This is a genomic window from Massilia sp. CT11-108 (genome assembly GCF_047302915.1).
Classification (GTDB): Bacteria; Pseudomonadota; Gammaproteobacteria; order Burkholderiales; family Burkholderiaceae_D; genus Telluria; species Telluria orientalis.
Genome location: NZ_JBKYMO010000692.1, coordinates 1 through 2,351, shown reverse-complemented (window position 1 = coordinate 2,351; position 2,351 = coordinate 1). Strand labels below are relative to the sequence as shown.

The 2,351-nt window shown below is 70.9% G+C and carries 2 protein-coding genes; one reads left to right on the top strand and one right to left on the bottom strand.

Going from position 1 to position 2,351, the window contains the following annotated elements; genetic code table 11:
- A partial coding sequence (locus ACEN88_RS29525) for a putative bifunctional diguanylate cyclase/phosphodiesterase (RefSeq protein WP_413345424.1) occupies positions 1 to 1,549 on the top strand: 1,549 nt, incomplete at its 5' end.
- On the opposite strand, the gene ACEN88_RS29520 is transcribed toward ACEN88_RS29525, so the two are convergent.
- A partial coding sequence (locus tag ACEN88_RS29520) for a diacylglycerol/lipid kinase family protein (protein ID WP_413345422.1) occupies positions 1,546 to 2,351 on the bottom strand: 806 nt, incomplete at its 5' end. The two genes, ACEN88_RS29525 and ACEN88_RS29520, sit on opposite strands and share 4 nt — an antisense overlap.

Below are 2,351 nucleotides of genomic sequence, written 5' to 3'. Positions count from 1 at the left end.
TTTCAGTTCGTCGCGTGCCGCGCTGCTCGGGCGCACGCTCGACGACCTGTTCGTCGCCTTCCCCTGGCACGGCCTCGCGGCGCACGACGCCGACGCCCCCGTGCAGGGCGTGGAGGCGGTGCTGCGCCACGCGCAAGGCGGCTCCGTGCACGTGCTGTTCAATGGCAGCGTGCGGCGCGACCCGTGCGGCAACGTGGAATCCGTGACGGGCCTGATGAGCGACATCACCGACCGCAAGCAGGCCGAACGCCGGCTGCAGCAACTGGCCACGCACGACACGTTGACGGGCCTGCCCAACCGCGCGCTGCTGCAGGAGCGCGTCCAGCGCATGCTCGACGAGTGTCCGCACGGCCGCGCCGTCGCCGTCATGTTCCTCGACCTCGACCGCTTCAAGGAAGTCAACGATTCGTTCGGCCACGAGCTGGGCGACGCGCTGCTGTGCGAAGTCGCGGCGCGGCTGCGCAAGGTGATGCGGCCGGGCGACGTGATCGCCCGTCTCGGCGGCGACGAATTCGTCGTGGCGGCCGAGTGCGCGGGCGCGCAGGATGCCGAAGTGATCGCGGCCAAGCTGCTCGACGCGCTGGCGCTGCCGGTGCGCGTGGGCGGCCAGGAAGTGACGGCCGGCGGGTCGATCGGCATCAGCATGTTCCCGCACGACGCCGGCACCCGCGAGCTGCTGTTCCAGACGGCCGACACGGCGATGTACGGCGCCAAGCGCGCGGGCCGCAACCGCTACCGCTTCTTCGAACCGGCGATGACGCTCGCGGCCCAGGCGCGCATGGCGCTCGAGATGGCGCTGCGGCCCGCGCTCGCGCGCGCCGAGTTCGAGCTGCACTACCAGCCGCGCATCGACCTGCGCACGATGAACGTCGTCGGCATCGAGGCGCTGATCCGCTGGAACAGCGCGGACCTGGGACGCGTCTCGCCGGGCGAATTCATCGCCATCGCCGAGGAGACGGGCCTGATCCTGCCGATCGGCCGCTGGGTGCTGAACGAGGCGTGCCGCCAGACGCGCCGCCTGATCGACCGTCACGGCCGCACCATCCGCGTGTCCGTGAACGTCTCCGCGCGCCAGCTCGCGCAGCCGGGGTTCGTCGACGACGTCCGCACCGCGCTGGCGGATACCGGCCTCCCCGCCGATTGCCTCGAAGTGGAACTGACGGAAAGCGCCCTGATCGAAGACATCCCGCGCACGGCCGCCATGCTCGACGAGCTGCGCGCGCTGGGCGTCAAGCTGGCCGTCGACGACTTCGGCACCGGCTATTCCGGCCTCGCCTACCTGCGCCGCTTCCACATCGACGTGCTCAAGCTGGACCGCTCGTTCGTGCTGCAGGCCGACGGCCGCATCAGTGCCTTCGACTTCATCAAGGCGTTCGTCGACATGGCCCATGCGCTGAAACTGTCCGTCGTGGCGGAAGGCGTGGAAACGGCCGAGGTGCTGGACTTCCTGCGCGCGGCCGACTGCGACGAGGTGCAGGGTTACCTGATGGCCCGGCCGATGCCGCTGGAGGCGCTCGAGGCCTGGCTGGTCGCGGCGACCGAAGGCTAGCGCGCTGCGACGGCGGCGCCCGCTGCCGTCTCCTCATCCGCGTCTTCGGGGGGCGCGAGCAGCAAGAGCCGCCCCTCCAGCGCCTCGAACCGCAGCGGCAACCGCATCCGGCACACTTCCCCATCCGTCGCCGTCTTGAGCCTGCGCCGCGCCGACAGCAGCGGCGCGCGCACCGTCATGCTCCGGAACGCGAACGCCTGGACATCCTCCGCCTCGCCCAGCCGCCCGAGCGCCCCGCGCACGAGCAACCCCAGCATCCGCATCCGGCCGACGGGCCGCGGCGCGATCGCCACCAGCCGTCCTTCGTCCAGCGCATGGTCGAGTGCATGCATGCCCACCTGTTCCATCTGGAGGCGATTGTTGCCGACGAAGACCGTAGGCGTGCGCAGGTGGCGCGTCTGGCCGTCCAGTTCGAGGGTGATGCGCAGGCTGCGGTAGCCCCGCAGCGCCGTCTTGACGGCCGACAGGAGGGCCACGACGCGCCAACGGCCGTACTGGCGCTTGTCGTGCTCGCGCTCTTCCAGCAGGTGCGGATACATGCCAACGCTCGCGTTCACGAGGAAGATCCGCTCGTTCAGCAGGCCGATCTGCACGGGCCGCACGCGGGCGTGCAGCAGAGCGCGCACGGCCTCGGCCAGGTCTTCCGGAATGCCATGTGTGCGGCCGAAATAATTGAAGGTACCTTGCGGCAGCACGCCGAACACGCAGCCGTGCGCGACGGCCGCATGCGCGACCGTGTTGAGCGTGCCGTCGCCGCCCGCCGCGACGAGGATGGCGCCGTCGCGCGCCGCCCGTCCGGCCA